Raw genomic sequence first — 26,046 nt, 5'->3', positions numbered from 1 at the left:
CGTGCGGACCGATCCGGCCCGGGCCAGCGCCTGCAACGCCGGGTGCCCGGCCCCGTACGGCACGGGGATCGCCCCGGGCTCGGGCAGGCCCGGCAGCCCCGGCGGCGAAGCCGCCCAGCGCAGCAGCCGCTCCCGCCCGGATCCCGGCCCGGGCCCGTCGTCCAGTACGTCGAGCAGCGCGTGCTCGGCGAAGCCCGCCAAGGCGAACTCCAGCCGTACGGCCGCCGCCTCCGCCGGGTCCTCGCACTCCGCGGCGGCCCGCCCGGCCCGGTACAGCTGGTGGGAGCGGAACCGCAGTTGCGCCGTGTCCAGCTGCGCCTGCCGCGCCTCGGTGACGTCCTGGAACAGCAGGCCGACCCCGAGCGGTACGGGCTCCTCCGCGAGCGGCGAGGCGAGGCGCAGGAACCCGCACCGCCAGCACCGGCGCCGCACGCCCTCGGGGGTGCGCACGGACACCCACAGCTCCACGGGGGCCGGGGGCGCGCCCTCCGCCAGTACGTGCTGCAGGGCCCCCTCCAGCTCTTCCACGCCCTGCTCCAGTAGCTCTCCGAGCGGCCGGCCGAGCAGCGCACCGCGCCCGGAGCCGAAGGCGCGGGCGGCGTGCGCGTTGACGACGGCCGGGCGCAGGTCCACGTCGACGAGCACGACGCCCCAGGAGGCGTCCTCCATCAGCGACTCGCTCAGCGCGATGGAGCGCTCCAGATCGATCTGCGCGTGCACCTCGCTGAACGCGCAGTACACCCCGGCCGGTTTCCCGTCCGCGCCCGGCACTCCGGCGGACTGGGTCCGTACGAGGACGCGCCCGCCGTCCTTGGTCAGCAGCGCGAACTCGTGCACCTGGCGCCCCGGCACCTCCTGGGCGGCCATGAGCCTGTCCTGCACGTCCTGCGCGTCGGCGGCCCGTACGGCCCACCCCGCGAAGCCCTTGCGGCCGACGGCCTCCGCCGCCGACCAGCCGAGGATCCGCTCGGCCTCGCGGTTCCAGTGGGTGATCACGCCGTAGCCGTCGAACGCGCACAAGGCGGCGTCCATCCCGTCCAGCAACGCTGCGAGCAGATCGTCGGCGGTCTCGCTACGCCCGGAAGCAGTCACCTGGGCCCCCTGCAGGTGTTCGCGTGTGCGGCACGTCATGCAATTGAACTGGAACGTGACGCAGCCCACACCCGCTTCCTGCAATCCTCCCGGTTTGTCCTGACCTGAAATTCGCTTGAGCGGCGTCCGTGAGGGTGCCTACAGTGGCAGCACACTGAAAGGAGGTGATCCCGGAAATGTATGAAATCCGGACGCGTGAGGTGACTGCGGGCTAAGCGCCCGTCGTCGCACGCACCCAGTGCGGTGCCTGGCGGGATGCCTGGCGCCAATCCACAGCAGTCACCCGACCCGCGGGCTCGCCGGTACGTCCGGCCGGCTTCTCCCACTGCAGGGGAGAGACCAGAGCCCGCGGGTCGCCTGCGTTCCCGGCCCGCCGGGGCCCTCCCCTCCCGTCATAACGGCGCGGCTATGGGCAGAGGCGTTCCACGCGCCACTTCCCGGCCTCCAGGACGTACTTCAGGCGGTCGTGCAGACGGTTCTCGTGGCCCTGCCAGAACTCCATCGCGTCCGGGACCACCCGGATGCCGCCCCACTGGGGCGGGACCGGGACCTGTTCGCCCTCCGGGTAGCGGGCCTCCAGCTCCGCGTAGCGGCGGTCCAGTTCTTCGCGTGAGGCGATGACCGCCGACTGCTCGCTGGCCCAGGCGCCCAGCTGGGAGCCGTGGGGGCGGGAGCGGAAGTACGCGGCCGTCTCGTCGCGGCCGATGCGCGCGGCCGTGCCGGTCACGACGACCTGGCGGGCGATCGGATGCCAGGGGAAGAGCAGGGAGACGAAGGGGTTCGCGTCGATCTCGCGGCCCTTGCGGGAACCGTAGTTCGTGAAGAAGACGAAGCCGCGCGCGTCGAACTGCTTCAGCAGCACCGTGCGGGAGCTGGGGCGCCCGTCGGGCGTCGCCGTCGAGACGACCATGGCGTTCGCCTCGAAGACGTTCGCCACGGCCGCGTCCTCGAACCAGTGGGCGAACTGGCCCATGGGGTCCTCGGCGAGGCTCTCCTCGGCGACGAGGTGGGAGCGGTACTGCTTGCGCATGACGGCTGGGTCCAGGTGCTGATCGGTCACGCGGCCATCCTGCCGCAGCAGGGCGGATCCGAGTGTGCCGTATGTCACGCTTCCCCGAGCCATGGGGAACGGACAAAATCTTGGGGCCGGTCCGACGGTCCCGCACGGGTGACCATCGGCCGTTCCGGGCATCAACGGGGATGACCGCGCCGGACCGCGAATCACGCCGGGAGCCGCGCGTGTTCGCACTATTTGAGGAGCCGCCTGATGTCCGACTTCGTACCCGGGCTCGAAGGAGTCATCGCGTTCGAGACGGAGATCGCCGAACCCGACAAGGAGGGTGGGTCTCTGCGCTACCGGGGCGTCGACATCGAAGACCTCGTGGGCCACGTCTCCTTCGGGAACGTATGGGGTCTGCTGGTCGACGGTGCCTTCAACCCCGGCCTGCCGGCCGCCGAGCCCTTCCCCATCCCCGTCCACTCCGGTGACATCCGGGTGGACGTGCAGTCCGCACTCGCCATGCTCGCCCCCGTGTGGGGTCTCAAACCGCTCCTCGACATCGACGAGCGGACCGCCCGCGACGACCTGGCGCGCGCGGCCGTGATGGCCCTGTCGTACGTCGCCCAGTCCGCCCGCGGCCAGGGCCGGCCGATGGTCCCGCAGAGCGAGATCGACAAGGCCGAGTCCGTGGTCGAGCGGTTCATGATCCGCTGGCGGGGCGAGCCGGACCCGCGTCACGTCAAGGCCGTCGACGCGTACTGGACCTCGGCCGCCGAGCACGGGATGAACGCCTCCACCTTCACCGCGCGCGTCATCGCCTCCACCGGCGCCGACGTCGCGGCCGCCCTGTCGGGCGCGGTCGGGGCCATGTCGGGGCCGCTGCACGGCGGGGCGCCGTCCCGCGTCCTCGGCATGATCGAGGAGATCGAGCGCTCGGGCGACGCCACGGCCTACGTGAAGTCAGCGCTGGACAAGGGCGAGCGGCTGATGGGCTTCGGCCACCGGGTCTACCGCGCCGAGGACCCGCGCGCCCGCGTGCTGCGGCGCACGGCCAAGGAGCTGAACGCGCCCCGCTACGAGGTGGCGGCCGCGCTGGAGAAGGCCGCCCTGCAGGAACTGCACGAGCGCCGCCCCGACCGGGTGCTCGCGACCAACGTGGAGTTCTGGGCCGCGATCATGCTGGACTTCGCGGAGGTCCCGGCGCACATGTTCACCTCCATGTTCACGTGTGCCCGTACCGCCGGCTGGTCGGCGCACATCCTGGAGCAGAAGCGCACGGGCCGCCTGGTCCGTCCGTCGGCCCGCTACACCGGTCCGGGCGTGCGCAACCCGCACGAGATCGCCGGCTACGCCGACATGGCCGAGACCGCCTGACACGGGCCCGGCCGATCCGGCACGGCGGCATCGGCCGGCACCGCACGGGCCCGCCGCACGGGGCCACCGCACCGGGCCGCCGCACGCCACACGGGCGCCGCATCCCTCCGGGGGTGCGGCGCCCGTGGCGCGTTCACGGCGTGAGGGTCGCGTCCAGGATCCGGGCCCACTGGGCGACAACGCGCGCCCGGCGGGCGGTGTCGTCGGTGATGACGTTGGCCAGGCCCAGGCCGCGGGCCATGTCGAGCAGGCCCTGCACGGTCTCCCGTACGCCGGGGACGGACTCGTCCGCGCCGAGCAGCTCCACGGCGATGCGGTGGGTCTCGCGGCCCAGGCGGGCCTCCAGCTCCGCCACGCGGGGCCGCAGTTGCTCCTCGTGGGAGGCGGCGACCCACAGCTGGAGGGCGGCGCGGAACATCGGGCCGGTGTACATGTCGATGAGCGCGGCGACGACGTCGGCGCGGGCGGCGCCCGCCGCGCCGTGCGGGAACAGGTCCCGCACGGCGGCGGAGCGTTCCTCGGCCATGTACTCGACGGCGGCCGTGAAGAGTTCCTCGCGGGTGCGGAAGTGGTGCTGGGCGGCCCCGCGCGAGACTCCGGCGCGCTCGGCGACGACGGAGACGGTGGAACGGGCCCAGCCCTGTTCGGCGAGGCAGGCGACGGCGGCCTCCAGCAGGTGGCGGCGGGTGACCCGGCTGCGGGCCTGCTTGGGGCCGCTCACCGCGGTCAGTGCAGCCATGACGGGTCCCGGCGCTCGAAGCGGGCGGTGATGCCCTCGCGGGCCTCGGCGGAGGCGAAGTGGCGGGCGGACAGCTCGGTGAGTGCGGCTCCGTCCCGTTCCAGGGCCGTCCTCACCCCTGCGGTGACCAGCCGTTTCGTCGCGGCGAGCGCCAGCGGTCCGGCCTTGGCCAGGCCCGCGAGGACGGGGGCGAGGATCTCGTCCACGTCCTCTCCGTGGAGGGTCAGCAGGCCGATCCGGGCCGCTTCGGCGGCGTCGAAGGCCTCGGCGGTCAGGAAGTAGCGGGCGGCGGCGCGCGGGTCCAGGCGCGGGAGCAGCGGCGCGGAGATGACGGCGGGGACGACGCCGAGGTGGGTCTCGGTGAAGGCGTAGGTGGACCCGGGCCCGGCGGCGGCGATGTCGCAGACTCCGAGCAGCCCGAGTCCGCCGGCCCGGACGTGTCCGGTGACGCGGGCGACGACCGGCAGCGGCAGATCGTTGATCTCCCGGAGCAGGGCCAGGAAGTCGGCCGGGTCGCACGGGGACTTGAGGTCGGCGCCGGCGCAGAAGGTGTTGCCGGCGTGGGTGAGGACGACGGCCCGCGCGGCCGGGGCGGCGGCGGCCTCGGCGAGGGCGGCGCGCAGTTGCGCGACGAGGTCGGCGGAGAGCGCGTTGCGGTTGGCCGGGGAGTCCAGAGTGAGCGTGGTGAGGGGCGCTCGCGCGGCGTGGACCAGTGGGGGCATGTCTCCTCCGGAGGGGGTGGTTCGGTCGGCAGTATCCCCTGCGGGGAGGGTATGCGGGTCGCCTGCGGCGGGGGTTCGGTGGGGCTCGGTGGGGGCCGCTGCGCAGATCCAGGAGCTCCGCCCCGGACCCCCCCGCTCCGCAGACGCCGGCGGGGCTGAAATTGCCCTGCGGGCAATCCGGCCCCGCCGGACCGGCTCGGTCAGTACGACTTGGGCAGGCCCAGGGTCTGGTGGGAGATGAAGTTCAGGATCATCTCGCGGCTGACGGGGGCGATGCGGGCGACCCTGGAGGCGACGATGAGGGCGGCCAGGCCGTACTCGCGGGTGAGGCCGTTGCCGCCCAGGGTGTGGACGGCCTGGTCGACCGCCCGTACGCAGGCCTCGCCGGCCGCGTACTTGGCCATGTTCGCGGCTTCGCCCGCGCCCATGTCGTCGCCCGCGTCGTAGAGCCGGGCGGCCTTCTGCATCATCAGGCGGGCGAGTTCCAGCTCGATGTGCGCGGTGGCCAGCGGGTGGGCGATGGCCTGGTGGGCGCCGATGGGCTCCTTCCAGACCTGGCGGGTCTTGGCGTAGTCGACGGCCTTGGCCAGGGCGTAGCGGCCCATGCCGATGGCGAAGGCGGCGGTCATGACGCGCTCGGGGTTGAGGCCGGCGAAGAGCTGGAGCAGGCCCGCGTCCTCGTCGCCGACCAGGGCGGAGGAGGGGAGGCGGACCTCGTCCAGGACGAGTTCGAACTGCTTCTCCGCCGCCTGGAGTTCCATGTCGATGACGGAGCGGGTGAAGCCGGGGGTGTCGCGCGGGACGATGAACAGGCAGGGCTTGAGGCGGCCGGTCCTGGCGTCCTCGGTGCGGCCGACTATGAGGGTGGCGTCGGCGATGTCCACGCCGGAGATGAAGACCTTGCGGCCGGTGAGCACCCATGCGTCGCCGTCCCGGCGGGCGGTGGTCGTGATGCGGTGGGAGTTGGATCCGGCGTCGGGTTCGGTGATGCCGAAGGCCATGGTGCGGGTGCCGTCGGCGAGGCCGGGGAGCCAGGCACGCTTCTGGGCCTCGGTGCCGAAGCGGGCGATGACAGTGCCGCAGATGGCGGGTGAGACGACCATCATCAGGAGGGGACAGCCCGCTGCGCCGAGCTCCTCCAGGACGATGGAGAGCTCGGCGATGCCCCCGCCTCCGCCGCCGTATTCCTCCGGGAGGTTGACCCCGAGGTAGCCGAGCTTGGCGGCGTCCGCCCACAGCTCGTCGGGGTGGCCGCCCTCGCGGGCGACGCGGGCGAGGTACTCGCGGCCGTAGCGCCGCCCGAGGGCGGCGACGGCGGCGCGCAGGGCCTTGTGCTCCTCGGATTCCACAACTGTGCTGCTCATGCGGGCGGTTCCTCCTGGACGACGGCGAGCAGGGCGCCGACTTCGACCTGTTGGCCGGTGACGGCGTGGAGCGCGGTGAGCGTGCCGGAGGCGGGCGCGAGGATGCGGTGCTCCATCTTCATGGCCTCCAGCCAGAGCAGGGGCTGCCCGGCGGTGACGGCGGTGCCGGGGGCGAGGCCCTCGGCGACGCGGACGACGGTGCCGGGCATGGGGGCGAGCAGGGAGCCCGGTTCGGTGCGGTCCTGGGGGTCCGCGAACCGGGGTACGGGGGTCAGTGTGTGGGCGCCGCCGTGCGCGGAGTCCACGTAGATCTCGGCGGGCCCGGCGCTGTTCGAATGATGTTTCACGTGGAACACGCGGCGGACGCCCTCGATTTCGAGGGTGACCAGTTCCGGCGTGACGGCCAGGACGCGGACTCCGGGCCGGTCCACGAGTTCGGGGGGCCCGCTGCGGGCCGGGCGGTAGCGGACCTCGTACGCGGCGCCGTCGGCCGAGCCCGGCACGGCGTAGCGGCGGGTCTGGGGCTGGGAGCGGAGGTTGCGCCAGCCGCCGAGGCGGGCTGCCAGCGGGGCGTCCGGCGCGGGGCAGGCCTCGGCGAGTGCGGCGGCCACCGCGGCGGTCGCGGGGGCCGTGTCGTCCGGGGCGCCTTCGGTGAGGGCGGCCAGGTGGCGTTCGTAGAAGCCGGTGTCGAGCCGCGCGGCCGCGAACTCCGGGTGCCGCAGGGACCGTACGAGGAGTTCGCGGTTGGTGGTGAGCCCGTGGATCCGGGCTCCGGCGAGGGCGGCGGCGAGGGCGCGGACGGCCTCGGCGCGGGTCGGGGCGTGGGCGACGACCTTGGCGAGCATCGGGTCGTAGTGGACGGAGACGGTGTCCCCGTCGGTGAACCCGGTGTCCACGCGGACCTCGCCGGGGATGGCGAGGGTGCGCAGGACCCCGGTCTGCGGTCGCCAGTCGCGGACGGGGTCCTCGGCGTAGAGGCGGGCCTCGACGGCGTGCCCGGCGGGCCGCGGCGGGGTCGTCGGCAGGGCCGCGCCCTCGGCGATCCGCAGCTGGAGCGCGACGAGGTCGATCCCGAAGACGGCCTCGGTGACGGGGTGTTCCACTTGGAGGCGGGTGTTCATCTCCAGGAAGTACGGCCGCCCGTCGGCGGTGACGAGGAACTCCACGGTGCCCGCACCCTCGTACGAGACCGCGCGCGCGGCGGCCGTCGCCGCCTCGTGCAGGCTCGCGCGCAGGGCTTCGGGCAGGCCGGGCGCCGGGGCCTCTTCGATGACCTTCTGGTGGCGCCGCTGGAGGGAGCAGTCGCGGGTGCCGAGCGCCCAGACGGTGCCGTGGGAGTCGGCGAGGATCTGTACCTCGACGTGGCGGGCCCGCTCGACGTAGGGCTCGGCGAAGACCTCGCCGTCGCCGAAGGCGGAGCGCGCCTCGGCGGAGGCGGCCTCCAGCTCCTCCTTGAGCGCGTCCAGGTCCCGTACGACCCGCATCCCGCGGCCTCCGCCGCCGGCCGCCGCCTTCAGGAGCAGGGGGAGGTCGGCGGAGGTGGCCTCGTGCGGGTCGACGGGGTCGAGGAGCGGGACGCCGGCGGCCCGCATGAGCTCCTTGGCCCGCGTCTTGGAGGCCATGGCCTCGATGGCGGCCGGCGGCGGGCCGACCCAGGTGAGCCCGGCGGCCCGCACCGCGCGGGCGAAGTCCGCGTTCTCGGAGAGGAATCCGTAGCCGGGGTGGACGGCGTCGGCGCCCGCCGCGAGGGCGGCACCGATGACCAGGTCACCGCGCAGGTAGGTGTCGGCGGGGGCCGCGCCGGGCAGCCGTACGGCCGCGTCGGCCGCGCGGACGTGCAGGGCGTCGGCGTCGGGGTCGGAGTGGACGGCGACGGTGTCCAGGCCCAGGGCGCGGGCGGTGCGGAAGACGCGGACGGCGATCTCGCCGCGGTTGGCGACGAGGAGGGAGGTCAGGTTCGTCATGTGCGGGCTCACATCCGGAAGACGCCGAAGCCGCCACGGGCGCCCTCGACGGGGGCGTTGTGGACGGCCGACAGGCACAGGCCGAGGACGGTGCGGGTGTCGCGCGGGTCGATGACGCCGTCGTCGTACAGCCGCCCGGACAGGAACATCGGCAGGGACTCGGACTCGATCTGCGCCTCCACGAAGGCGCGCATGCCGGCGTCGGCGTCGTCGTCGTAGGGCTGGCCCTTCGCGGCCGCGGACTGGCGGGCCACGATGGACAGCACCCCGGCGAGCTGCGCCGGGCCCATGACGGCGGACTTGGCGCTGGGCCACGCGAAGAGGAAACGGGGCTCGTAGGCGCGGCCGCACATGCCGTAGTGGCCGGCTCCGTAGCTGGCGCCGATGAGGACGGAGAGGTGCGGGACCTTCGAGTTCGACACCGCGTTGATCATCATCGAGCCGTGCTTGATGATGCCGCCCTGCTCGTACTCCTTGCCGACCATGTAGCCGGTGGTGTTGTGGAGGAAGAGCAGCGGGATGTCCCGTTGGTTGGCGAGCTGGATGAACTGGGCGGCCTTCTGCGACTCCGCGCTGAACAGCACCCCCTGGGCGTTGGCGAGGATGCCGACCGGATAGCCGTGGAGGGTGGCCCAGCCGGTGACGAGGCTGGTGCCGTAGAGGGGCTTGAACTCGTCGAAGTCGGAGGCGTCGACGATGCGGGCGATGACCTCGCGGGGGTCGAAGGGGGTCTTGAGGTCGGCCGGGACGATGCCGAGGAGTTCTTCGGGGTCGTGGAGCGGTTCCTCGGCCGGGCGCGGCTCGGGGTGCGCCCTGCGGTGGTTGAGGCGGGCGACGACGCGACGGGCCTGGCGGATGGCGTCGTGCTCGTCGAGGGCGTAGTGGTCGGCGAGTCCGGAGGTCCGGGCGTGCATGTCGGCTCCGCCGAGGGACTCGTCGTCGCTCTCCTCGCCGGTGGCCATCTTGACCAGCGGCGGACCACCGAGGAACACCTTGGAGCGGTCCTTGATCATGATGGTGTGGTCGGACATGCCGGGGACGTACGCGCCGCCGGCGGTGGAATTGCCGAAGACGACGGCGATGGTGGGGATGCCATCGGCCGAAAGCCGGGTGATGTCCCGGAAGATGGCGCCGCCCGGGATGAAGATCTCCTTTTGGGAGGGGAGATCGGCGCCGCCGGATTCGACGAGGCTGATGCAGGGAAGCCGGTTCTGGCGGGCGATCTCGTTGGCCCGCAGGGCCTTCTTCAGCGTCCAGGGGTTGGAGGCGCCGCCGCGGACGGTGGGGTCGTTGGCCGTGACCAGGCATGCGACGCCCTCGACCGTGCCGATGCCGGTGACCATGGAGGCGCCGACCGGGTAATCGCTCCCCCAGGCGGCGAGCGGCGACAGCTCCAGGAAGGGCGTGTCCGGGTCGAGGAGCAGCTCGATGCGTTCCCTCGCCAGGAGCTTGCCGCGGCCCCGGTGGCGGGCGGTGTACTTCTCGCCACCGCCGAGCAGGGCCGCCGCATGCGCGGAGTCGAGCTCGGCGAGGCGGTCGAGGGCGGCGGTACGGGCCTGCGCGTGCTCGGGGGCGAGCGGGTCGACGGCGGTCTTGAGGCGGGTCACGGAGTCCCCTCGGGGGTGGTGGTCTCGGGGAGCGGGGGCCGGGGGCCGGCCGGGGTGGTGGCCTCAGCGAGCCGGTACCCGGCGGGGGTGGGCGGCCGGGCTCCGGCCGGGGGTGCGGGGTCGAGCAGGTGGACCGGGATGTCGAGGTGGCGGGAGCGGAGCCATTCGCCGAGCGCCTTGGCCTGGGGGTCGAAGCGGTGGCCGGAGGCGACGCCGGCGCCCAGGATGCCGGCGACGGTGAAGTTGAGGGAGCGGAGGTTCGCCAGGACGTGGCGGGTCACTTCCAGCGGGGCGGTCTCGGGGAGCAGGGCCTTGAAGGCGTCGACGGTGAGGGTGTCGTGGAGCCAGTCCCAGGCTTCGTCGGACTCGGCCCATACGCCGACGTTGGCGTCGCCGCCCTTGTCGCCGCTGCGGGCTCCGGCCAGGGTTCCCAGGGGGGCCCGGCGGGTGGGCCCTGCCGGTGGCGGTGACGGTGGCGGTGACGGTGGCGGTGGCGGTGGCGGTGGCGGTGGCGGTGACGGTGGCGGTGACGGTGGCGGTGGCGGTGACGGTGGCCCTGCCGGTGGCGGTGGGGCGGGGTCCGGGGGCCCTGCGGGGCTCTCCCCCACCCCGCCCCTTCCCGAAACCGGGGGCGTTGCCCCTGGACCCCCGGGGCCGGGCCGCGCCCCGACCCCTGCGGGGGCTCCGCCCCCGGACCCCCGCGCCTCGAACGCCGGCGGGGCTGATATCAGGGACGGAACTTCGGCCATCGACACGCGGGTGCCGTCCGGGAGGGCTGCCGTGTGGGGGACCTCGGTGGTCGGGATCAGGGACGAGGCGAAGATCCCGTACGGCTGGGCCGGGGTCGGGGGGGCCGTGACGTGGAAACCCGGGTAGCTGGCGAGCGCGAGCTCGATCGCCGCCGAGGTCAGGGCCCGGCCGACCAGGTCCGGGGACGGGTCCCGGACGACCAGCCGGAGCAGCGCGCTCGCCGTTTCCTCCGTGTCCGCGTCCTCGTGGTCCGTACGGGCCAGCGTCCAGGCGACGGAGGCCACCGGGGCCAGGAGCGGGGCCAACTGCTGCTTGACCAAGGCCGACTTCGCCTCGATGTCCAGGCCCGTCAGGACGAAGACCACCTCGTTGCGCCAGCCCCCGATCCGGGTCACGCCCACCTTGAGGGTTCCGGGCGGGGCCTCCCCCCGGACGCCGGAGACCGCCACCCGGTCCGGACCGGCATCCGCCAGCCGGAGCGTGTCCAGGCGGGCCGTCACGTCGGGGCCGAGGTAGCGGACGCCCTGGGTCTCGTAGAGGAGTTGGGCCGTGACCGTGCCGACCGAGACGACCCCGCCCGTACCCGGGTGCTTCGTGATGACCGAGGAGCCGTCCGCGGAGACCTCCGCCAGTGGGAAGCCCGGCCGGGTCACGTCGTGCCGCGCGAAGAAGGCGTAGTTGCCGCCGGTCGCCTGCGTCCCGCATTCGAGGATGTGGCCCGCCACCACCGCTCCCGCCAGCCGGTCGTACGCGTCCGGCGCCCAGTCGAACCACCACGCGGCCGGCCCGCTCACCAGTGCCGCGTCCGTGACCCGCCCGGTCACCACGACGTCCGCGCCCGCCCGCAGACAGGCGGTGATGCCGGCGCCGCCGAGATAGGCGTTCGCCGTCAGGGCACCGGTCAAGGCCCCCGTCAGCTCACTCCCCAGGTCCCCGGTCGGGGCGCGCAGCAGGTCGTCGCCTTCTACGTGGGCGACCGCGATCGGAAGGGACAGCTTCACGGCGAGCGCCCGGATCGCGGCGGCCAGTCCCGCCGGGTTCAGGCCGCCCGCGTTCGCGACGATCCGTACGCCGCGTTCGTGCGCGAGCCCGAGGCACTCCTCCAGCTGGCGCAGGAACGTCTTCGCGTAGCCGAGGCCGGGGTCCTTCAGCCGGTCTCGGCCCAGGATCAGCATGGTCAGCTCGGCCAGGTAGTCCCCGGTGACCACGTCGAGCGGGCCACCGGTCAGCATCTCCCGGAGCGCGCCGAAGCGGTCCCCGTAGAAGCCCGACGCGTTGCCGATCCGCAGCGGGCGCCGGGTCATCGCGCGGCCCCCGGCTCGCGGCCGGGCCCGGCGGGGCCCGCGAAGGCCTGGGCGATGTCGAGCCAGCGGTCGGCGTCGGGGCCGGTGGCCGTCAGGGCCAGGTCGGCGCGGTGCGCCCGCTGGGTCACCAGCAGGCAGAAGTCGAGCGCCGGTCCGGTGATGCGCTGCGGCGCGTCCTCGGGACCGTACGTCCACACCTCCCCGCGGGCCCCCGGAGCGGCCAGCTCCACCCGGAACTCCCCCGCCGGCGCCGTGAGTCCCCGTACCGCGTACGCGTAGTCGCGCGCCCGCACCCCGATCCGCGCCACGTGCCTCAGCCGCGCCGTCGGGACGCGGCGCACGCCGAGGGCGTCGGCCACGTCCTGGCCGTGCGCCCAGGTCTCCATCAGGCGGGCGCTCGCCATCGACGCGGCCTTCATCGGCGGCCCGTACCAGGGGAACTTGGCCTCGGGCGAGGCCGAAGCGAGCGCCCCGTCGAGGGCGGCGCGGCCGGCCCGCCAGCGGGCCAGCAGTTCGGCGGGGGCCAGCGCGGCGCCCTCCTCGGCGCCGGCGTCGACGAAGGAGTCGGGGGCCTTGAGGGCCTCCTCGACCAGCCCCGCGAAGGCGTCGGCGTCGGTCAGGGAGAGCAGCGAGGCCCGGTCGGTCCAGTGCAGGTGGGCGACCTGGTGGGCGAGGCTCCAGCCGGGCGCGGGCGTGGGCTTGGCCCAGTCACTGGCGGGCAACTCACCGACGAGCGCGTCCAGTTCCCGGCCCTCCTCGCGGAGATCGGTGAAGACGGCGACAGCGGACGGATCGGGCACGGGTGCGCTCCCCTTCTCGGCGTGGAGGGAAGAGTGGCACCAGCGGCTAAAACAATCAAGCGTGCTTGCATTTATTTTCGCCGACGGATACCCGTGGAGGCCGACCGCCGACCGCCGCTGAATCCGGCCCGGCCCGGCCCGGATCCGGCCCGGTCCGCCCCACTCCCCGAGTCCTTCGGGCGGGCTTCCGGGTCGCGCGCGCCCTTGGCTTGAACTCCCCCTGGACCAGGGCGCGTCGACACGGCGTCGGTATAGCGTCATCGCCGGCGAAGCGGTCCTGAGGCTGGAGTGGCATGAACAGCGATGTCCCGGTTCCCCGGCCCCCGGCCTCCGCGGATCGAGCCCCCGGGAATCAAGCCGCCGTACTCCGCCTCCGCGTCCCGCCGCGGCGCGTCTGCGAGCGGACCGCGCCCATGCTCGCCGCGATGACCAGGGCGATGGCCGCGGCGTCCAGCGCCGACAGCGCCTGGTTCAGTACGAGGAAACCCGCGGTCGCGGCGATCGCCGGCTCCAGGCTCATGAGGATCGCGAACGTCGGCGCCGGCAGCCGGCGCAGGGCCAGCAGTTCCAGCGTGTAGGGCAGCACCGAGGACAGGACCGCGACGCCCACGCCGAGGGCCAGGGTGCCGGGGAGCAGGAGCGCCGAGCCCGCCTCGATCACGCCGAGCGGGAGCGAGAGCACGGCCGCCACGGCCATCGCCAGCGCCAGGCCGTCCGCCTGCGGGAACCGCCGCCCGGTCCGCGCGCTGAAGACGATGTACGCCGCCCACATGCCGCCCGCGCCGAGCGCGTACGCCGCGCCCAGCGGGTCGAGGCCGCCGAAGCCGCCTCCGCCGTGGGTGGAGAGGAGTACGACGCCGGCCAGGGCCAGCCCGGCCCACAGCAGGTTCATCAGGCGGCGGGACACGGCGACGGACAGCACGAGCGGGCCCAGCACCTCGAGGGTGACGGCGGGGCCGAGCGGGATGCGGTCGATGGCCTGGTAGAAGAGCCCGTTCATCCCGGCCATGGTCACGCCGAACCACACCACGGTGGTCCAGTCCGCGCGGGAGTACCCGCGCACCTTGGGCCGGCATATGAGCAGCAGCACCAGCGCGGCCGCCGCGAGCCGCAGGGTGACCACGCCCGCCGCACCCGCCCTCGGCATGATCATGACCGCGAGGGCGGCACCGAACTGCACCGAGACCCCCGCCGTGACCACGAGCGCGACCGGACCGAAGCGGGCCCGCAGGGAACCGTCCACGGGCGGGAGCCCGGGAGCGGCCGCCGGGGCGGCGGATCCGGTCGGGGCGGGAGCCGGGGTGCCGGTGGCGGTGGCGGTGGCTGTGGCTGTGGCTGTGGGGATGGGGCAGGTCGGGGAGGCCGGTGAGGTGGGTGCGGGCATTTATCCAGATTAGGGGGTCCGTAAGGACCGGGCTTGCGTGTTTTGCCTTACATCGGCGTCGGCGGCGCCTCGGGCAGGGCTTCCGCCAGCGCCTCCGCCAGGTGACGGGCCCGGCCGCCGGACAGCTGCGCGATCTGGGTCCGGCAGGAGAACCCGTCCGCCAGCACCTCGGTACCGGGGGCGGCCGCGCGCAGCGACGGCAGCAGCTGTTCCTCGGCGCAGGCCACGGAGACCTCGTGGTGGCCCGGTTCGAAGCCGAAGTTCCCCGCGAGGCCGCAGCAGCCGCCGCTGAGGGCGCCGGTGAGGCCGGCGCGCTCGCGGAGCCGGCGGTCGGCGGCGTCGCCGAGGACGGCGTGCTGGTGGCAGTGGGTCTGCCCGGCGACCGGCCGGTCGAGGCGGGGCGGCCGCCAGTGCGGGGCGTACTCCTCCAGGGTCTCGGCGAAGGTCCGGACGGCGGCGGCGAGCCGGTGTGCGCGGGGGTCCTGCGGTAGGAGGGCGGGGAGGTCGGTGCGGAGCGCCGCCGCGCAGCTGGGTTCGAGGACGGTGACGGGCCCTCGCGGGTCGCCCACGGCGTCGAGGGTGCGGAGCAGGACCTTGCGGGCACGGTCGAGGCGGCCGGTGGAGACGTAGGTCAGCGCGCAGCAGACGGGGGTGGCCGGTACGCGGACCGCCAGTCCTGCGGCGTGCAGGACGCGGGCCGCGGCCCGGCCCGTCTCGGGGGCGAGGTGTTCCGTGAAGGTGTCCGGCCACAGCGTCACCGTCCGCGCCGAAAGATCCGGCCCGGCGCGGCGGGAGCCGACGCGGCGCCACCAGCGGGTGAAGGTTTCAGGTGCCAGCCGAGGCAGCGGACGGGCTCGCTCCAGGCCCGGGATCCGCAGGAATCGGCCCGCCGCGTTGACCACCCGGGCCAGCCGCAGGGCCGCGATCAGCCTCAGCCACGCCGGCAGCCCGCCCAGCGCGTAGTGCGACAGCGGCCGCAGCCGCCCGGACCAGTGGCGGTGGAGGAACTCCGCCTTGTACGAGGCCATGTCCACGCCCACCGGGCAGTCGCTGAGGCAGCCCTTGCAGCCCAGGCACAGGTCCAGCGCCTCGGCGACCTCCGCCGAGCGCCAGCCGTCCGTCACGATCTCCCCGGCGAGCATCTCGTGCAGCAGCCGGGCCCGGCCCCGCGTGGAGTGCCGTTCCTCGCCCGTGGCCCGGTACGACGGGCACATCACCCCCGGCCCGCCGACGTCCTCGGACCGGCACTTCGCCACGCCCACGCACCGCGCGACCTCGCCCGCGAAGGCCGAAGCCGGGAGCACGGCGAAGCGGAGGTTCTCGTCCAGGCGGGCCGGGCGGACTAGCATCCCCGGGTTCATGCCGCCCGCCGGGTCCCAGATCCCCTTGTAGGCCTCGAAGAGGGAGATCACCGCGGGCTCGTACATGCGCGGCAGCAGCTCCGCCCGCGCCTGCCCGTCCCCGTGCTCCCCCGACAGGGAGCCGCCGTGCGCCACCACCAGATCGGCCAGGGCCGAGGAGAAGGCGCGGAAGCGCGCCACGCCCGCCGCCGACACCAGGTCGAAGTCGATGCGCACGTGCACGCAGCCCTCGCCGAAGTGGCCGTACGGGGATCCCCGCAGCCCGTGCTCCGTCAGCAGCGCGCGGAATTCCCGCAGGTAGGCGCCGAGCCGGGTCGGTGGGACCGCGCAGTCCTCCCACCCCGGCCAGGCCATCGAGCCATCGGGCATCCGCGTCGCCGTGCCCGCCGCGTCCTCGCGGATCCGCCACAGGGCCCGCTGACCGGCCGGGTCGGTGACGAGCAGGCCGTCCAGCGCGTCCGCGTCCCGGAGCAGGGCGCGGGCCGCCCCCTCGTCCCGCATCTCCACGAACAGCCAGGCGCCGCCCCGCGGCAGACCCGGGGCCGCGTTCCCGACCAGATCCGCCGCCATGCCCTCCACCGTGAGCGGGCCGTGCGGGAGCAGCCCCGCCGCCGCGTCGGCCGCCGCGCTCTCGTCGGCGTACCCGAGCACCGCGAGCGCCGGTGCGCGCGGGACGTCGACCAGGCGCACCACCGCCTCGGTGACCACGCCGAGGGTGCCCTCGCTGCCACAGAACGCGCGGGCCGCCCGCACGCCCCGCTCCGGGAGCAGCGCGTCCAGCCCGCCGTAGCCGGAGATCCGCCGGGAGAAGCCGCCGGACATGCCGGTCCGCAGGACGGCCAGGTTCCCCGAGACCAGCTCCCGCAGGCCCGCCGGGGTGCCGGCCCAGCCGGTTCCGAGCCGGTGCGCCGCGCCCCCGTACGCCGTCACCGCGAGCTCCGCCACGTTGTCGGCGGTGGTTCCCCAGGCCACCGAGTGGGCCCCGCACGCGTTGTTGCCGATCATGCCGCCGAGCGTGCAACGGGAGTGCGTGGAGGGGTCCGGTCCGAAGGTCAGCCCGTGCGGGCGCGCCGCGTCCCGCAGCCGGTCGAGGACCAGGCCGGGCTGGACCACGGCGGTGCGGGCGGCCGGGTCCAGGGACAGGAGGGAGTTCATGTGCCGGGTCAGGTCCAGGACCACGCCGGTTCCGGTGGCCTGTCCGGCGATGGACGTGCCGCCGCCGCGCGGGACGACCGGTACGCCGGCTTCCGCGCACACGGCGAGCGCGGCGGCCACGTCGGCGGCGTCGTACGGGGCGACCACGCCGACCGGGACGCGGCGGTAGTTCGAGGCGTCCATGGTGGTCAGGGCCCGCGCGGCGGCGCCGAAGTCGACCTCGCCGCGCAGGTTCGCCCGCAATGTCCGTTCGAGTTCACCGGGTGCGCTCACACCGACACCTTGCCACCGCTCCCACGCGTCTCATCGGGTGGACGCGTCGCCGAGGCGTGGACGCGGACCGGATACGCTCGGTCCGTGGCCGAGATCCAGATTCCCGCTGACATCAAGCCCGCCGACGGACGCTTCGGCGCGGGCCCCTCCAAGGTGCGGACCGAGGCGCTGGACGCCCTCGCCGCCACCGGTACCTCCCTGCTCGGAACCTCCCACCGCCAGGCCCCGGTCAAGAACCTGGTCGGCTCGGTGCGTCAGGGCCTCCGGGACCTCTTCTCCCTCCCCGAGGGCTACGAGGTGATCCTGGGCAACGGCGGCTCCACCGCCTTCTGGGACATCGCGACCGCCGGTCTCATCGAGCGGAAGTCGCAGCACCTCACCTTCGGTGAGTTCTCCTCCAAGTTCGCCTCGGCCGCGAAGTCCGCGCCGTGGCTGGACGCGCCGTCCGTGATCTCCTCCGAGCCGGGTACGCACCCGGAGCCGGTGGCGGAGGCGGGCGTGGACGTGTACGCGTACACCCACAACGAGACCTCGACGGGTGTCGCGGCGCCGATCAAGCGCGTCGCGGGCGCCGACGCCGGTTCGCTCGTTCTGGTGGACGCGACCTCGGGCGCCGGCGGTCTGCCGGTGGACATCACCGAGACCGACGTCTACTACTTCGCCCCGCAGAAGTCCTTCGCCTCCGACGGCGGCCTGTGGCTGGCGGCGTTCTCCCCGGCGGCCCTGGAGCGCGCGGCCCGCGTGCACGCTTCCGGCCGGCACATCCCGGAGTTCTTCTCCCTGCCGACGGCGATCGACAACTCGCTGAAGAACCAGACGTACAACACCCCCGCGCTGGCCACCCTCTTCCTGCTGAACGAGCAGCTGGAGTGGATGAACAGCCAGGGCGGCCTCGAGTTCACGACGGGCCGTACGTCGGCCAGCGCGGCCCACCTGTACGGCTGGGCGGAGGCGTCGAAGTACGCCACCCCGTTCGTCGCGGACGCCGCCAAGCGCTCGGCCGTCATCGGCACGATCGACTTCTCGGACGACATCGACGCGGCAGCGGTCGCCAAGGTGCTGCGCGCCAACGGCATCGTGGACACCGAGCCGTACCGCAAGCTCGGCCGCAACCAGCTCCGCGTCGCGATGTTCCCGGCGATCGACCCGGCGGACGTGCAGGCACTGACCGCGTGCATCGACTTCGTCATCGAAAAGCTCTGACCCGACGACTGACCGACGACACGCTCCGATGCCCCCCAGCGACCTTTACGGCCGCTGGGGGGCATCGTCGTGTGTGGGTCAGCCGCCGTTCCAAGCGCCCCACTCGGCCACCTTCTCCCCGGTGAGCAGCTGTGCGATCTGCCAGCGCATCCCACCTCGGGAGCCCTTCACCAGCACGACGTCACCGGACCGCAGGTAGGTCTGGACGAACCGCGCGGCAGTCGCGTTGTCCCCGACCATCGCCACATCCGGTACGCCGGCCTCGCCGGCAGCCAGGGCCAATTGTTTGGCGAGGTGGCCGCCGACGGCTACCACGAGGTCGATGCCCTGTTCTGCGGCGAAGCGGCCGAGGTCGCGATGTTCGTCCACCGACTGCTCGCCCAGCTCCAGCATCTCGCCGAGGACGGCGATCCTGCGGCCCCGTTCGTCAGACACCCACGCCTCCGAGTACGACGCCGCGTCCGGCGTAGAACCGGTCCAGGTCCGCCCAGGGGACCGCCGCGTACTCCTGGGACCGGCCCGGGAACCCGGAGGGGTTGTGCAGCAGTACAGCGTGCTCTGTGAACCCGACCGCGAGGACCAGGTGGCCGCCCTTGCTCGTGGGTGCGGGATCCAGGGTGCGGATCGTCTTGTGGACCGACATCATCGCCAGGCCTCCCTCCGCGAGTGTTTCCCGGATGGTCTCGTGGTGCAGCACTGGCGCTGAGCGGGCATACAGGCCCCAGCGGGCAGTGGCGTACTCCGCGAACGGCTGATAGATCAGCCCCTTTACCGTGTCTCCTTGGCGGACGTACGCCCCTGCTTCACAGAGGTCTTTCACCAGCGGTACCGACGGCGGTACTGGGATCTTCAAGTGGTCGAGGACCATCCGCAGGCAGGCCACTCCACACATGCGGGGTGCCCAGAACGCATACTCCTGCGAGGAGTCGGCGCCGGACTTGGGCCACAAGGGATCGTCTGCCGCGCTGGTACCCGTGATGAACTCCGGTACGAGCGCGGCCGACTCCCACTGGGAGTAGTACGGGACGGGGTGCTTGATCGTGGAGCCGGTCATGCCTCCACAGTCTGGCCTACGGGAGGTAGCCGGGCTTGGTGAACGCGGTCCGGACAATGTGCTGAATCAGGTCCGGGTACGCGATGCCACCCGCGCGGGCCATCGTCGCCAGGTTCCCCCGTGTCGACAGACCGGGAAGGGTGTTCGCCTCCAGGATCACCGTCCGATTGTTCGGACCGACCATGAAGTCCACCCGTAGCACGCCGTGCGCTCCGAGGATCTGGTGCACGCGCCGGGCCATGTACTGCATGCTCTCGGTGGTCGGGGTGGGCAGGATCGATGGGCAGTGCTCGGTGCGCTGTGCCGGGTCGTGCTTGGCCCGGTAGTCGTAGAACGCCCGGTCAGTGTGGACGTCGTGGACCGGGAGGGTGCGGAGCCGGCCTTCCATCTCGATCAGCCCGACGGTGCAGGGGATGCCTTGGACGTATTCCTCGATCATGAACTCGGCGTACGGTTCCCCGTCGGCCGGGGTCAGTAGCACCCGCAGCTCGTTCGCGTCGTGCGCGATGCCCGCCGACAGGCTGCCACCGCCGGACGACGGCTTGACGAACACAGGAAACCCGAGGGTGAGACGGACGGAACTGATGGTGGACTCCACCGACACTTTCGGGTGCCTCATCACCCACCGGGGTGTGTCGAGGCTGTCGCGGGTCAGCAGGGTCTTGAACGTCGGCTTGTGCATCCCGATCGCGGAGGCCATGACCCCAGAACCGGTGTAGGGGATGCCGAGCGTGTCGAGCGCCCCTTGGATCTTCCCGTCCTCCCCGCCGAGGCCGTGAAGACCCAACAGGGCAACGTCGATCCGGTCGCGGAGGGAGGACAGCGGGGTGTCCGCCATGTCGATCAGCTCAGTCGTCAGACCGGCCTCAGCGAGGGCCTTGGAGGCGGCCTCACCGGAGGCGATGGAGCCGGGCCGTTCAGGGGAGTGCCCGCCGCAGAGGACTCCGATTCGTAAGGTCTTGATATCCGGCATCGTGATGGTCACGCGTCCTCCTCGGTCCGTGGTGCAAGGGATGATGCTGGATGGTCCGGCCGCGCCTGCGAGATCGGCGGGGCCGGAGACGTCTGTGATCTATCGGTCGGGCGTGACGGCCAGTGCGAGCGCGACGGCCAGGACGCCGACGAGGACGACATAGGCCAGGACCGCGAGCCGCTGACGCGAGCTGCGTAATTGAGTCACTGAAGGACTTCGACGTTCGTCGGGGCCGTGGACAGTTCCCTGCCCCCGCCGTTGGGGCGGATGTAGGCGAGACGCACGCGCATGGGCACCCCGCCATAGTTGACGACCTCCTCCCGAACGATCCCCATCAGCTCACCCTCAATGCCACTGGCGATGTCGCGGACCTGCTTGCCGATGCGGGGGTCTCGCTCGTGCTCAAAGGCGTCCACCGGCCTCACTGGTCGTCACCCCCGTCATCGCCTCCGTCGTCGTCCTCGCGGAAGGCACGGTCCAGGAAGCGCTGCCAACCGACCTCAGCGACCTCCCGCATGCGCGGGCTCAAGGAGCCGTACGTGAGCTGGTCCTGGGGCTGGCAAGTGAGCGGGCAATGAGACAGAGACCGCTGGGTCATGGGGCACTCCTCAGTCGGGAGGGGGAGCGGCGTCAACCTCGCTCCCCGTAGGAACCGGAACCTGGCCGATTCCGCGTCATGAACCTACGGTCGCTCTGCGTGCAGTAGGACTGACTACGGGTACGAGTTACCTCAGAGGCCGCACCCGGGGAGCGCTCAATGACCGCGAGATCAAACACCGGCACGATCGCGGGGTTCGTGCTGCGCACGGCGCGAGAGTCCATCCCTCGTACGCAGGCAGCGATGGCGGAGGCGTTGTGCGTCGACCTGGCCACGGTGCAGGGGTGGGAGTCGGGCCGGCGGCCCATCGCGAACATGCGCGCGGTGGATCTGCTCGTCCTGCGGCGGCGATTGGCCGGACTCGGCGCGGAGGCGGCAATCGTCGCCCTGCTCGACGCGGCGATGGACGCGGACCGGATCATCAGCGCCACACTTCAGCCCTCCGACGGGCCGCATCCTCTCGCCGAGTGGGTACACACCCGGGACACCGCCCACATGCTCGCGTGGGCGCTCACAGGGACCCGGCCGCCTTCCCTTGCCGCGATTCCCTCCCCTCGCCGTAGGGGGCCGGCAGCGGCCTCGCCACTCCTTTCCTCACCGGACCGGGCCACGTTCTTCGAGCAGCTGCGGATCACAGCGGAGGCCGCCTCCAGGACCGACCCCCAAGGCATTCTCCTTCACCGCCAGGCGTTGTATCTGACCTCGTACGACACGACCCCGGAGGCAGTGACCTGGACCGCGCAGGCACTCCACGCCCGCAGGGGGCTCCTCGCGCGGCGGGGTTGGACACCACAGTGGGCGGAGGCCCGGTCGACGGCCACTGCTCTGGCCCGGCTCGGCGACCCCGTCCCCCTGCTGGACTTCATCGAGCGCGCGATAGTGGACGACGACGCCGGCGAGGCCGCGAACTTGAACTACTGGGCTTACTGGCTGGGCGGAACCCCGCTGCCGCAGTCCGACGACCTGTTCATGCGGGACCGGCAGCTGACCGGCTGGGACCCCGTCACGCTTCTGCGGGGGCTGACCCGTGGCCTTCACCATGCCCCCGGATACGTCGACCTCTACGCACACACCATGTGGGCCCTGCTGACGGCGCACCCATGGCTGCCGCAAGCGTCGGGGCTCCTGGCGCGAGACCTCACGGAGCGTACGGAACAGCTCCTCGACGGGCACGTCGTCTCCGAGAGATCCCGCCGCGAACTCAGCGCGGTGAACTACGTTCTACGTGATCGAACCTGAAACCGGAGGTCACCACATGGCAGACGAGACGGCGAACGCCCAGGGCACGGCCGGATTCCTCTTCGAGATGGGCGTACTGAAGAACGCGAAGCGGACCGGCTGGTGGTTCACCGGGAACAACAACCCGGAATCCATCGCCGAGCACTCGTTCCGTGTCGGCATCGTCGGCGCCGTCCTGGCCATGATGGAGGGCGTGGACCCGGCCAAGGTCGCCTTGATGTGCCTCTTCCACGACACGCAGGAAACCCGGATCGGCGACATCCCGCACATCGGCCGCCGCTACATCGACGCCGCGTCGAACGAGAAGGTCACCGCGGACCAGGTCTCTGCCGCACACCCCGCAGTGAAGGCCGGGGTACAGCGTGTCGTCGGCGAGTACGAGAGCGGCGACACCCCCGAGGCGATCGTGGCCAAGGACGCCGACAAGCTCGAATGCCTGGTACAGGCGGTTGAATACCGCGCCCAGGGCTACAGCCTGGTGCAGGACTGGATCGACACCTCGTTGAACAGCCTCAAGACGGCGTCGGCGCAGGCACTCGCCGAAGCCGCGCTGACCATGTCGCCGCTGGAATGGCGGAAGACCTTCCTGGGCGAATAGCCGAGCCGGAAAGTCTACTCCCTCCTCATTGCAGCATTGCAGCTGAGGAGGGAGCGGCCCCGATCGCCCGAAGCTCGATCCTTTGTGAGCGTAGGCGGTCTCCTTCGCCGGAGCGCGACGGCAACGGCCTCGTGGGGACGGTCGCACCCGTACGCGATACCTTCAGGACCTCCGCACCCGGCATTCGGCGCGTGCGGTACGGCAGCTTGGAGGCAGTGGCGTGAGCGTGCGAGTAACGGCGGCCCAGGGTGGCATCGACCCCTTCGGCACGGCCCGGCTGCGGCGCGGGGTGCTCGACGCGTGGGGCGCGGGCCCGGCCCGCTTCCGCGAGGACGCCAACGCCGAGGAGGACCTGGCGCTCGGCGGCTACCGCGACCGGCTCGTCGTCGAGCTCGCGCAGAACGCCGCCGACGCGGCCGCCCGCGCCGGCGTCCCCGGCCGGCTGCGGCTGACCCTGCACCCCGGTGGGGCCGGAGAACACGCGCTGCTCGCCGTCGCCAACACCGGCGCCCCGCTGGACGCCACCGGTGTGGAGTCGCTGTCCACGCTGCGCGCCTCCGCCAAGCGGGACGACTCCTCCGGCAGCGTCGGCCGCTTCGGCGTCGGCTTCGCCGCCGTCCTCGCCGTCTGTGACGAACCCGCCGTCCTCGGCCGCCACGGCGGAGTCCGCTGGTCCCTGGCCGAGGCCCGCGAACTGGCCCGTGGCGCCGCCGTCGGCAGTCCCGGCCTCGGCGAGGAACTGCGCCGCCGCGACGGCCACGTCCCGCTGCTGCGCCTCCCGTTGCCCGCCGAGGGCACCGCGCCCGACGGCTACGACACCGTCGTGGTCCTGCCGCTGCGCGACGCCGCCGCCGAGGACCTGGTCGAGCGGCTGCTCGCCGCCATCGACGACGCCCTGCTGCTGACCCTGCCCGGACTGGCCGAGGTCGTCGTCGAAGCCCCGTCGACAAGCGCGACAGGCGCGACGGGCGCGGCCCGGAGCGTGCGGACGCTGACCCGCCGCACCGAAGGCCCGTACACCGTCATCGCCGACTCCGCCTCGGACACCAAGCGCTGGCGCACCGTCCGCCACTCCGGTCCCATCGAGAAGGCACTGCTCGCCGACCGGCCCGTCGAGGAACGGCTGCGGCCCGCCTGGTCGGTGTCCTGGTCCGTGCCCGTCGACGCCGACGGCGCCCCCGTCCGCCCCGCCACCGCGAGCGTGGTGCACGCGCCGACCCCGACCGACGAACCGCTCGGCATCCCCGCCCTGCTCATCGCGACGCTGCCGCTGGACACCGCCCGACGGCATCCCGCGCCGGGGCCGCTGACCGACTTCCTGGTGGAGCGCGCGGCCGACGCCTACGCCGAACTGCTCGGCGCCTGGGACCCGGTGAGCACCGCACTCGTGGACCTCGTACCCGGACCGCTCGGCAAGGGCGAGCTGGACGGGGCCCTGCGCGGCGCCATCCTGACGCGCCTGCCCCGTACGGCCTTCCTCGCGCCCGCCGCCCCGCCCGAGCAGCCGGCGGACGGGGAACCCGAAGAACGCGCCGCGCTGCGCCCCTTCGAGGCCGAGGTGGTGGAGGGCGCGGGCGCCGACACCGTACGGGTCCTCGCGGAGGTGCTGCCGACCCTGCTGCCGGGCGGGCTGGAGCGCCGCCCCGAGCTGCGAACCCTGGGCGTCGGCAGGCTGCCGCTGGGCGAGGCCATCGAGCGGATCGCGGGCATCGAGCGCACCCCCGACTGGTGGCACCGGCTCTACGACAGCCTCGCCGGCGTCGACCCCGACCGGCTCTCCGGCCTGCCGGTGCCGCTGGCCGACGGGCGCACCGCCATCGGGCCCCGCCACATCCTGCTGCCCGGCCCGGACACCCCGGAGAGCCTGGGCCGACTCGGCCTGAAGGTGGCCCACCCGGACGCGGTGCACCCGCTGCTGGAGAAGCTCGGCGCGCTCCCGGCGAGTCCGCGAGCCATCCTGACCACCCCGCAGGTGCGGGCGGCGGTCGCGGCCTCCCTGGATGCCGGGGAGATCTGGGACGAGGACGCGCTCGACCCCGACGAACTGGCCGACATCGTCCTCGGACTGGTGCGCGGCGCCGAGCTGTCACCCGGCGACGAGCCGTGGCTGGGCGCGCTCGCCCTGCCCGACGAGGACGGCGAGCCGACCCCGGCCGGCGAGCTGCTGTTGCCCGGATCCCCGCTCGCCTCCGTCATCCGCGAGGACGAGATCCCGTACGTGGACGCCGACCTGGTGGCCCGCTGGGACGCGCGGACCCTCACCGCCGTCGGTGTCCTGGCCGAGTTCCAGCTGGTCCGGGCCACCGATGTCGTGCTGGACCCGGACGAACTGGAGCCCCGCGACGGCGACTTCGCCGAGCCCGACGACGCCGGCCTGCTCGACGCGGTCGACGTGTGGTGCGAGGACGTGCTGGACCAGCTCCCCGACACCCCCGTCCCGCCGGTGGCCACCGAGCTGGTCGCCGTACGGGACCTCGACCTGGTCGACGACGACTGCTGGCCCCAGGCGCTGGCCATGCTCGCGCGGCCCCCGCTGCGCGACGCCCTGACCCAGCCCGTGCGGGTCCTGCTCCCGGACGGCACCACCCGCTCCGTGCGCTCGTACACCGCCTGGTGGCTGCGCGACCACCCGGTCCTCGACGGCCGCCGCCCGGCGGGCCTGCGCTCGGGGGGCGGCGACCCGCTGCTCGCCGGCCTCTACACCCCGGCGGACGCCACCGGCTTCGAGGACGAGCAGGTGCTGCGGGCCCTCGGCGTACGCACCTCCGTGGCCGCCCTGCTGGACGAACCCGGCGGCGCGGCGGAGCTCCTGGGCCGGCTCGCCGACCCGGAGCGCGAGGTCGGCGACCGCCAGCTGCACGCCCTGTACGGGGCGCTGGCCGATCTGGACCCCGAACAGGTCACCCTGCCCGACGAGCTGCGCGCGGTCGTCGACGGCGAGGTCGTCGTGGTCGACGCGGCCGACGCGGTCATCGCGGACGCCCCGGACCTGCTCCCCTTGACGACCGGCCTCCCGCTCCTGCCCGTGGACCCTTCCCGGGCCGCCGACCTGGCGGAGCTGTTCCAGGTCCGCCGGCTCTCGCAGACCGTCCCGGCGGAGGTCACCACCGAGGGCGAGGAGCACGAGGTCCCCGCATCCGTCCTCCAGCTCCTCGGCCCGGCCACCCCGGCCCGCTACCTGGAGCACGAGGAGCTCCTCGCGGGCGGCATCGAGCTCGACTGGCGGCGCACCCCGGACGGCACCCTGCACGCGTCCACCCTGGAGGGCGTCGCGGCGGCCCTCGCCTGGGCGGCGGGCCAGTGGCCCCGCCGCTTCGAGGTGGCGGCCCTGCTGGAGGACCCGTCGCGCACCGCCGAACTGGCGCGGGACCGCTGGTTCGACTAGTGCTGCTCCGCGGAAGTTCGTGGAGGGGTGTTCAGGCTGCTTTGAGCGGGGTGCCCTCGTAGGTCCAGCGGTAGGGTCTGGCTGTTTCGTTGTGCTTGATCACGTAG

The 26,046-nt window shown here is 73.3% G+C and carries 21 protein-coding genes; 5 read left to right on the top strand and 16 right to left on the bottom strand.

Features of this window, described 5'->3' with window-relative positions:
* Together J7E97_RS01865 and pdxH are read right to left on the bottom strand one after the other, a co-directional pair.
* Positions 1-1,131, bottom strand: a 1,131-nt coding sequence (locus J7E97_RS01865) for a PAS domain-containing protein (protein ID WP_215021508.1), incomplete at its 3' end; no start/stop codon positions are given.
* Between the two features lie 367 nt (positions 1,132-1,498).
* Positions 1,499-2,122, bottom strand: coding sequence for a pyridoxamine 5'-phosphate oxidase (gene pdxH, locus J7E97_RS01860; protein WP_251053614.1), 624 nt, complete (start codon positions 2,120-2,122; stop codon positions 1,499-1,501).
* A 237-nt stretch (positions 2,123-2,359) separates the two neighbouring features.
* Between pdxH and J7E97_RS01855 the strand changes: the two genes are divergently transcribed.
* On the top strand, positions 2,360-3,466 hold the full coding sequence (locus J7E97_RS01855) for a citrate synthase 2 (protein ID WP_215021506.1): 1,107 nt from the start codon (positions 2,360-2,362) through the stop codon (positions 3,464-3,466).
* Between the two features lie 133 nt (positions 3,467-3,599).
* On the opposite strand, the gene J7E97_RS01850 is transcribed toward J7E97_RS01855, so the two are convergent.
* The 9 genes from J7E97_RS01850 to J7E97_RS01810 form a co-directional block, all read right to left on the bottom strand.
* Complete coding sequence (locus J7E97_RS01850; protein WP_215021505.1) at positions 3,600-4,205, bottom strand: TetR/AcrR family transcriptional regulator; 606 nt, start codon at positions 4,203-4,205, stop codon at positions 3,600-3,602.
* On the bottom strand, positions 4,193-4,927 hold the full coding sequence (locus J7E97_RS01845) for an enoyl-CoA hydratase family protein (RefSeq protein ID WP_215021504.1): 735 nt from the start codon (positions 4,925-4,927) through the stop codon (positions 4,193-4,195). Before J7E97_RS01845 ends, J7E97_RS01850 begins: the two co-directional genes overlap by 13 nt.
* A gap of 200 nt (positions 4,928-5,127) precedes the next feature.
* On the bottom strand, positions 5,128-6,291 hold the full coding sequence (locus tag J7E97_RS01840; protein WP_215021503.1) for an acyl-CoA dehydrogenase family protein: 1,164 nt from the start codon (positions 6,289-6,291) through the stop codon (positions 5,128-5,130).
* Entirely contained in the window at positions 6,288-8,255 is a 1,968-nt protein-coding gene (locus J7E97_RS01835; RefSeq protein WP_251053607.1) for a biotin carboxylase N-terminal domain-containing protein, read from the bottom strand. Before J7E97_RS01835 ends, J7E97_RS01840 begins: the two co-directional genes overlap by 4 nt.
* Before the next feature lie 8 nt (positions 8,256-8,263).
* On the bottom strand, positions 8,264-9,862 hold the full coding sequence (locus tag J7E97_RS01830; protein WP_215021501.1) for an acyl-CoA carboxylase subunit beta: 1,599 nt from the start codon (positions 9,860-9,862) through the stop codon (positions 8,264-8,266).
* The gene (locus J7E97_RS01825) at positions 9,859-11,916 is read right to left on the bottom strand and encodes an acyclic terpene utilization AtuA family protein (RefSeq protein ID WP_215021500.1); all 2,058 of its coding nucleotides are present in this window, start codon (positions 11,914-11,916) and stop codon (positions 9,859-9,861) included. The genes J7E97_RS01830 and J7E97_RS01825 overlap by 4 nt, the downstream gene beginning before the upstream one ends.
* Complete coding sequence (locus tag J7E97_RS01820) at positions 11,913-12,716, bottom strand: TIGR03084 family metal-binding protein (RefSeq protein WP_215021499.1); 804 nt, start codon at positions 12,714-12,716, stop codon at positions 11,913-11,915. Before J7E97_RS01820 ends, J7E97_RS01825 begins: the two co-directional genes overlap by 4 nt.
* 352 nt (positions 12,717-13,068) lie before the next feature.
* Positions 13,069-14,100 (bottom strand): DMT family transporter, encoded by a 1,032-nt coding sequence (locus J7E97_RS01815; protein WP_215021498.1) that lies wholly within the window; start codon positions 14,098-14,100, stop codon positions 13,069-13,071.
* A 47-nt stretch (positions 14,101-14,147) separates the two neighbouring features.
* Positions 14,148-16,799 carry an FAD-binding and (Fe-S)-binding domain-containing protein gene (locus tag J7E97_RS01810; protein WP_215021511.1) on the bottom strand — a complete coding sequence of 884 codons (2,652 nt, stop codon included), beginning with the start codon at positions 16,797-16,799 and terminating at the stop codon, positions 14,148-14,150.
* Positions 16,800-16,973: 174 nt separating this feature from the next.
* Here J7E97_RS01810 and serC point away from each other — a divergent pair, with 174 nt between their 5' ends.
* Positions 16,974-18,092 (top strand): phosphoserine transaminase, encoded by a 1,119-nt coding sequence (gene serC / locus J7E97_RS01805; RefSeq protein ID WP_215021497.1) that lies wholly within the window; start codon positions 16,974-16,976, stop codon positions 18,090-18,092.
* 78 nt (positions 18,093-18,170) lie between these two features.
* Here the strand turns inward: serC and J7E97_RS01800 are convergent, their stop codons facing one another.
* The 5 genes from J7E97_RS01800 to J7E97_RS01780 form a co-directional block, all read right to left on the bottom strand.
* Positions 18,171-18,527: a glutamate ligase domain-containing protein gene (locus J7E97_RS01800; RefSeq protein WP_374224095.1), complete on the bottom strand. Its 357-nt coding sequence runs from the start codon at positions 18,525-18,527 to the stop codon at positions 18,171-18,173.
* Positions 18,520-19,146 (bottom strand): C39 family peptidase, encoded by a 627-nt coding sequence (locus tag J7E97_RS01795; RefSeq protein WP_215021496.1) that lies wholly within the window; start codon positions 19,144-19,146, stop codon positions 18,520-18,522. Before J7E97_RS01795 ends, J7E97_RS01800 begins: the two co-directional genes overlap by 8 nt.
* A 16-nt stretch (positions 19,147-19,162) precedes the next feature.
* Positions 19,163-20,131 (bottom strand): D-alanine--D-alanine ligase, encoded by a 969-nt coding sequence (locus tag J7E97_RS01790; RefSeq protein ID WP_308346210.1) that lies wholly within the window; start codon positions 20,129-20,131, stop codon positions 19,163-19,165.
* Between the two features lie 191 nt (positions 20,132-20,322).
* Positions 20,323-20,535, bottom strand: coding sequence for a hypothetical protein (locus tag J7E97_RS01785; RefSeq protein ID WP_215021495.1), 213 nt, complete (start codon positions 20,533-20,535; stop codon positions 20,323-20,325).
* A gap of 5 nt (positions 20,536-20,540) precedes the next feature.
* Positions 20,541-20,717, bottom strand: coding sequence for a hypothetical protein (locus tag J7E97_RS01780; protein WP_215021494.1), 177 nt, complete (start codon positions 20,715-20,717; stop codon positions 20,541-20,543).
* 159 nt (positions 20,718-20,876) lie between these two features.
* On the opposite strand from J7E97_RS01780, the gene J7E97_RS01775 reads away from it, so the two are divergent.
* The 3 genes from J7E97_RS01775 to J7E97_RS01765 all read left to right on the top strand — a co-directional run bounded on the left by J7E97_RS01775 (position 20,877) and on the right by J7E97_RS01765 (position 25,939).
* Positions 20,877-21,956, top strand: coding sequence for a DNA-binding transcriptional regulator (locus J7E97_RS01775; RefSeq protein WP_215021493.1), 1,080 nt, complete (start codon positions 20,877-20,879; stop codon positions 21,954-21,956).
* A gap of 16 nt (positions 21,957-21,972) precedes the next feature.
* Positions 21,973-22,554, top strand: a complete 582-nt coding sequence (locus J7E97_RS01770) for an HD family hydrolase (protein WP_215021492.1) — start codon at positions 21,973-21,975, stop codon at positions 22,552-22,554.
* Positions 22,555-22,774: 220 nt separating this feature from the next.
* Positions 22,775-25,939 carry a sacsin N-terminal ATP-binding-like domain-containing protein gene (locus J7E97_RS01765; protein WP_215021491.1) on the top strand — a complete coding sequence of 1,055 codons (3,165 nt, stop codon included), beginning with the start codon at positions 22,775-22,777 and terminating at the stop codon, positions 25,937-25,939.
* Positions 25,940-26,046: the final 107 nt, after the last annotated feature.

Source organism: Streptomyces sp. ISL-66 (assembly GCF_018614135.1).
In the GTDB taxonomy this organism is placed as follows: domain Bacteria; phylum Actinomycetota; class Actinomycetes; order Streptomycetales; family Streptomycetaceae; genus Streptomyces.
Note: the sequence above shows the minus strand (reverse complement) of the source record. Positions and strands in the feature narration are given on the sequence as shown.